At 58.5% G+C, this 4,772-nt stretch carries 8 protein-coding genes, 3 tRNA genes and 1 pseudogene; 4 read left to right on the top strand and 8 right to left on the bottom strand.

Going from position 1 to position 4,772, the window contains the following annotated elements:
* The 5 genes and pseudogenes from ACPYOI_RS35015 to ACPYOI_RS34995 all read right to left on the bottom strand — a co-directional run.
* Positions 1–75: pseudogene (locus tag ACPYOI_RS35015) on the bottom strand (GTP-binding protein); the annotation flags it as partial.
* A gap of 292 nt (positions 76–367) precedes the next feature.
* A complete protein-coding gene (locus ACPYOI_RS35010) occupies positions 368–670 on the bottom strand; it encodes a hypothetical protein (protein WP_168829304.1) in 303 nt (100 codons plus the stop codon).
* 345 nt (positions 671–1,015) lie between these two features.
* The gene (locus tag ACPYOI_RS35005; protein ID WP_481424066.1) at positions 1,016–1,387 is read right to left on the bottom strand and encodes a COG4315 family predicted lipoprotein; all 372 of its coding nucleotides are present in this window, start codon (positions 1,385–1,387) and stop codon (positions 1,016–1,018) included.
* Between the two features lie 175 nt (positions 1,388–1,562).
* A tRNA-Gly gene (locus ACPYOI_RS35000) sits at positions 1,563–1,636 on the bottom strand.
* Between the two features lie 25 nt (positions 1,637–1,661).
* A tRNA-Tyr gene (locus ACPYOI_RS34995) sits at positions 1,662–1,746 on the bottom strand.
* 204 nt (positions 1,747–1,950) lie between these two features.
* Between ACPYOI_RS34995 and rlmB the strand changes: the two genes are divergently transcribed.
* The 3 genes from rlmB to ACPYOI_RS34980 all read left to right on the top strand — a co-directional run bounded on the left by rlmB (position 1,951) and on the right by ACPYOI_RS34980 (position 3,264).
* The gene (gene rlmB, locus ACPYOI_RS34990) at positions 1,951–2,841 is read left to right on the top strand and encodes a 23S rRNA (guanosine(2251)-2'-O)-methyltransferase RlmB (RefSeq protein ID WP_168829302.1); all 891 of its coding nucleotides are present in this window, start codon (positions 1,951–1,953) and stop codon (positions 2,839–2,841) included.
* A gap of 73 nt (positions 2,842–2,914) precedes the next feature.
* Complete coding sequence (locus ACPYOI_RS34985; protein ID WP_168829301.1) at positions 2,915–3,067, top strand: hypothetical protein; 153 nt, start codon at positions 2,915–2,917, stop codon at positions 3,065–3,067.
* Positions 3,068–3,126: 59 nt separating this feature from the next.
* Positions 3,127–3,264 carry a hypothetical protein gene (locus ACPYOI_RS34980; protein WP_168829300.1) on the top strand — a complete coding sequence of 46 codons (138 nt, stop codon included), beginning with the start codon at positions 3,127–3,129 and terminating at the stop codon, positions 3,262–3,264.
* A gap of 64 nt (positions 3,265–3,328) precedes the next feature.
* Here ACPYOI_RS34980 and ACPYOI_RS34975 read toward each other — a convergent pair whose 3' ends face one another.
* On the bottom strand, positions 3,329–3,631 hold the full coding sequence (locus ACPYOI_RS34975; RefSeq protein ID WP_481417965.1) for a hypothetical protein: 303 nt from the start codon (positions 3,629–3,631) through the stop codon (positions 3,329–3,331).
* Positions 3,632–3,813: 182 nt separating this feature from the next.
* Between ACPYOI_RS34975 and ACPYOI_RS34970 the strand changes: the two genes are divergently transcribed.
* Positions 3,814–3,889: transfer RNA gene (locus ACPYOI_RS34970), tRNA-Thr, on the top strand.
* A gap of 65 nt (positions 3,890–3,954) precedes the next feature.
* Here the strand turns inward: ACPYOI_RS34970 and ACPYOI_RS34965 are convergent.
* Together ACPYOI_RS34965 and ACPYOI_RS34960 are read right to left on the bottom strand one after the other, a co-directional pair.
* Positions 3,955–4,425, bottom strand: a complete 471-nt coding sequence (locus tag ACPYOI_RS34965) for a hypothetical protein (RefSeq protein WP_481417964.1) — start codon at positions 4,423–4,425, stop codon at positions 3,955–3,957.
* A 106-nt stretch (positions 4,426–4,531) separates the two neighbouring features.
* Positions 4,532–4,711: a hypothetical protein gene (locus ACPYOI_RS34960; protein ID WP_481417963.1), complete on the bottom strand. Its 180-nt coding sequence runs from the start codon at positions 4,709–4,711 to the stop codon at positions 4,532–4,534.
* Between the last annotated feature and the right edge of the window lie 61 nt (positions 4,712–4,772).

Genomic DNA, 4,772 nt, shown 5'->3' with positions numbered 1-4,772 from the left:
CTTGCCGTGGTCAACGTGGCCGATCGTGCCGATGTTAACGTGCGGCTTGTTGCGCTCAAACTTACTCTTTGCCATTTGAATGCTTCCTGTGAACGAAAAGGGTGACCCCGGCGAACCGGTTTAGTGCCGCCGTTTAAGGCTTTCGGCGAAATTCCGCAAGACCTAATTGCGAAGGCCTTTCCCGGCTTACAACCGCATATGGGCGACGACCGGCACCTCGCAAGAGAGCCGGCTTCCGGAACACCGAAAATCATTGAAAAGCGAAGGGAAATTGGAGCGCGGCGGGAATCGTTTCCATATGCCGTGTCAATCGGCAAGTCTGCATTCTGCAGGACGGCCACCCGCGATGCGGCTGGCCCGCGCGCGGTTACTTCGGGATCTTGTTGTAAAACGAATCCGGATCGTAAACGCAGGCGTAGTCGAGGACGCACAGGCGTCCGTCGGCATCACGCAAACTGGTGGTGTCCCATTTGTCACCGAGGCTGCAGCGGGCCGGTGGATAGCGGAAGCTGCGGCCGCCGAAGCCGACGCGGACAAAAACCGCCTTCTGTTGCCGGATGATCTGCGCAAGCTGGTTGCAGCTATAAGCGCGAGCATTGACTTCCACGGCCTCGACGGCAAGAGCTGACGAGGGGAGCAAAAGCGCACCGGCTAGAATCATGCTTTTCATAGAGGGTCCCCCAAATGGGAGTTAGTTAAGCAGCGGCGCCCACGGCATTCAAAGCAAATTTTGGAGAGGTGTTAAAATTCGGCGCGAGAAGGACCTCCGTGGCATACACTTCGCTGATCAGGGAGCGTGAAGTCTCGGAGGTCGCGGGACAGTGCTGAAGATCGATGACGGCGGGCCTACAGCTTGCACGCGCCGTTATCGAACGGCAGCTTCGACCGCGTTAGAAGGGGTCGCATGTTGCACCAGCGCCCCGTGCCAATAAGGCGGGCGTTTTCCATTGTTGTTTTCGAGATCTGTCACGCGATATGGGCGATCCGAAGATCGCCCATATGGTCGCCGGTCCTGCTATTTGGCCAGGTGCCAAACTCCCCCTACGCCATCGCCATTCGTTTCACCGGCTTTCTTGTCGTCGGCATATGTGTAGAGCGGCTTACCCTCGTAGGCCCACATTTCCTTGCCGTCGGCGGCCTTCACAAGAGACCATTCCCCGTCTGCCTTGGCCTTGGCTCCGGCGTGGAATGCCGGCCATTTCTTCAGGCAATCCTTGTCGCAGTTCGATTTGCCTTTGGTATCCTTGTCGAAGGTGTAAAGGACCATACCCTTTTCGTCGGCCAAGGCCTTGCCCATTTTCGTGTCGACCATCTTCGCGGGATCGGCTGCGAGAGCCGATCCTGTTAGGGCCGATAACACACCTATCGCGATGAACATCGTTCTCATGGGATTTCTCCAGTTCGGGGTGCCGACGGAATGCCGGTCGTGCCCGATCTAACTGAGAGAAACGCCCTGTTAGGAAAGCAGTTCCTTGGAGGCAAGCGGAAAGGTAGCGGCGGCTCGCGCCGAAACCGCGAGTGACGCAACACCAGCGCTCTTAGGATGTCTCTACTGAAAAGCTTGGAGCGGGTAGCGGGAATCGAACCCGCGTATTCAGCTTGGAAGGCTGCTGCTCTACCATTGAGCTATACCCGCGGGGTGGTCCGATCCAAGTGACGAATGGTGGAGAGAGTTGGATTTGAACCAACGTAGGCTGAGCCAACGGATTTACAGTCCGTCCCCTTTAACCACTCGGGCATCTCTCCAGTTTTTCGTCTGGATCGTAAGACCAAGCTCGAAGATCCAGAAGCGTTGCCGCCCCTCGATCTGCGCCGCGTATATGACCGGAGCATTTCCCCATGTCAACATGAAGACAATAGAAAAAACACGAAAAATTTCATCTCCTCTTGAAAGCGGCAGCCGAAGAAAGAAACCCTATGCGCGGTGAAACGCCGCCGCTATAAAGCCGCATGAGCAAAGACCATAAATCCGGCGGCAAGCCCGCAACCGAAACGTCCGCCAAGGACACGCATTACGCCAACCTGAGGCGCGCGCATCGCGATGCCAAGCGCGAGCGCGGCGAAATCCCGACACCGCATCCGCAGAAGCGCAAACGCGGTGGCGACGACTGGAAGCCGCCGGCGCTCGCAGCCGATCAGGTCCATCTCTATGGCCTGCATACCGTACGCGCCGCGCTGGAGAATCCCGAGCGGAAAAACGTCAAGCTTAGCGTCACCCCGAATGCGCTCGCCCGCCTCGAAATCGATGCCGGGCAGCTTGGCATTCCGGTCGAGATCGTGTCGCCGCAGGACATCGACAAGGTCCTCGGTCCCGAGGCGATCCATCAGGGCGTCATGCTCGAGACCCGTCCCCTGCCCGTCCGCCGGCTCGAGGCGCTGAAGAACAGTCCGTTGCTTCTGGTGCTGGATCAGGTCACCGACCCGCACAATGTTGGCGCCATCATGCGTTCGGCCGTCGCCTTCAATGCGGGTGCCGTTATCACCACGCAGCGACATAGCCCGACCGAATCGGGCGTGCTCGCGAAATCCGCCTCCGGCGCCCTCGAACTCATTCCTTATATACAGATCACCAATCTCGCCGATGCGCTCGGTGAATTGCACAGGCTCGGCTTCTTCTCGATCGGCCTCGATTCCGAAGGACCGGCGCCCATCGAAGGCACCTTTTCAGGAGAAAAGATCGCGCTGGTCCTCGGTTCCGAAGGCAAGGGGCTGCGCCAGAAGACGCGCGAGACCGTCAACGCCCTGGCGCGGCTTGACATGCCGGGCGCCATCAAGTCGCTCAACGTCTCGAATGCCGCGGCAATTGCGATGTATGCCGCGCAACTTCACCTAAAGAAGTAACGTCCCGTCTTAAAATGAACCAATGACGAGTTTAATCGGTCAGATACGGCAAGAGAGAAGGACGATACCCGGCATGGCAATCCGGCCCCTTGTATTTGGCATTCTGTTCATCGCAATCTTCGTCGCCATCATTCTCAGCATGGCGTGGGTCGACCGCTCGCGGCCGACGCATCAGCCGGATTCGCTTGCGCCGGCTGCTCCGGGGACGACGGCGCCGGTGCAATAGCCCCGGGAACCGCAAAGCACCGCTGCGCGTTGCCTGGTATATCAACGAGGATGAGACGCATGCGAATCATGATCGCCGTTGTTGCCATAATGGTGGCCTCCGTTCTCAGCATCGCCATCCTGCAGCCTTCGGGCGCCGGTCAGCCGGGAGCCGGTGACAAGATCGAGTCGAGCATCAACACGCCGGCGGCCCGATAGCGGCATCACGCATCCATCGAAAAAGCCCCGGAGAAAACTCCGGGGCTTTTTGCTCTCACAAAGATTACATCCAATATGGCGGCAGGTACTGATAACGCCAGTAATGGCGCTCTCTCCACCGGCGCTCGGCGCGCCAGGGCCGCCAATGGCGGCGTTCATAACCCCAGCCGCGGCGCCAATGACGGCGTTCATCCCACCGTGAATGGCGCCAGTCACGGCGATGCTCGCGATGGCGCACCTGTACCACATCGCTCTTCTCGACGGAGGCAACAGGGGCATATACGGGAGCGGCAACTACGGGCTCGACGGCAGCGACGGCCGAACCGAACGAGAGCAGCGCGGCAAGGGCAAAATGGGCAATTCTCATGACTCACCTCCTAGATGATGGTGAGCAAAGCGTGCCTCCCAGGCCCTGAACTCCGCCTGAAGCGGCCCTTCAGCTTCCATTCATGACATGAAGAGGGATCGGCGCTATGATCGATCACGAAATCGCGCCGATGCCGGATTTCCCCTTTACTCCCGGGCAGAATCTGGTACTTGGCACGCATTGCCCTTGTAGCTCAGTTGGTAGAGCACCTGATTTGTAATCAGGGGGTCGCGGGTTCGAACCCTGCCGGGGGCACCAGATTTTCTTCAATAAAATCAAACCATTGAGACACGAAACGGTTTCCGTTCGAGACTTTTCATGTCTCAGCGTGTTGCAAGCTGTTCACCTTGATTTCCGGGCATTTCAACGAGACCACGGCGAATCCATGCGACATGGAATGCAACATGGTTGGAGAAGAGATCGATGACAGACGAAGCGACAAAGGCTCTTCTAAACTTCGTCCGCGCGCTGGCTCGACAGCAGGCACGGATAGACCATGCTGCCGGTGTCAGAAGCTCTGGAAGCCTATTCCCGCAACCTCTCAGAGTAACAGCAGCATTCAGCGGCGGGGCTCTTTTATTGCGGCCCTGCCTGCCCCCCAGAGAGCTGCCGACGCTCGATGCGGTCGATCCGCTCCTGAGATCAAGCAAGACATCCCTTGCACCGTAGACGTTGCCCTGCGCCTGCTTGACGTCGTCGAGCTGCCGCTGCTGATCGGTGAACCGCTGGTCATAGCTGGCGAAGACGCGATCGAGCTCCTCCCGCGGCACCTGGGCATCACGAAGTTCTTTCACGTTGGCGTCCGTCCTGGCGCGATCTTCGCTAGACCGAGCTGTCCGCGACTCGATTTCCTTTTGTGTCACCATGGATGCCGTGATGGCTGACAGCGAATCGCGGACCTCAATAGCCCTGCGTTCGGATATCGCTCTTGATATCAGTCTGGCTGTTCGACAGCGTGCCGTAGACGAAAGTCCCGGCGGCGATGATGATGACCGAGCAGACGCCGGCCGCGGACCAGATCACCGGCCATTGGGTTTTGCTGTTCGCCCGGAAATCATTGGACAGTGCTGAGGTTCGCATTGACCGTCTGAAACCCTGTGTTGATGTTCGAACGCAGGTCGATGATCTCCGTGCCTTGGTT

Source organism: Rhizobium sp. SVR5-2C, from assembly GCF_056755115.1.
Note: the sequence above shows the minus strand (reverse complement) of the source record. Positions and strands in the feature narration are given on the sequence as shown.

What these genes read in the sequence shown, in the direction of transcription:
- ACPYOI_RS34985 (WP_168829301.1), top strand. Translation starts at nt 2,915, where the DNA reads ATGGCAATCCGGCCCCTTGTATTTGGCATTCTGTTCATCGCAATCTTC.
- ACPYOI_RS34975 (WP_481417965.1), bottom strand. Translation starts at nt 3,631, where the DNA reads ATGAGAATTGCCCATTTTGCCCTTGCCGCGCTGCTCTCGTTCGGTTCG.
- ACPYOI_RS35005 (WP_481424066.1), bottom strand. Translation starts at nt 1,387, where the DNA reads ATGAGAACGATGTTCATCGCGATAGGTGTGTTATCGGCCCTAACAGGA.
- rlmB (WP_168829302.1), top strand. Translation starts at nt 1,951, where the DNA reads ATGAGCAAAGACCATAAATCCGGCGGCAAGCCCGCAACCGAAACGTCC.
- ACPYOI_RS35010 (WP_168829304.1), bottom strand. Translation starts at nt 670, where the DNA reads ATGAAAAGCATGATTCTAGCCGGTGCGCTTTTGCTCCCCTCGTCAGCT.
- ACPYOI_RS34980 (WP_168829300.1), top strand. Translation starts at nt 3,127, where the DNA reads ATGCGAATCATGATCGCCGTTGTTGCCATAATGGTGGCCTCCGTTCTC.
- ACPYOI_RS34960 (WP_481417963.1), bottom strand. Translation starts at nt 4,711, where the DNA reads ATGCGAACCTCAGCACTGTCCAATGATTTCCGGGCGAACAGCAAAACC.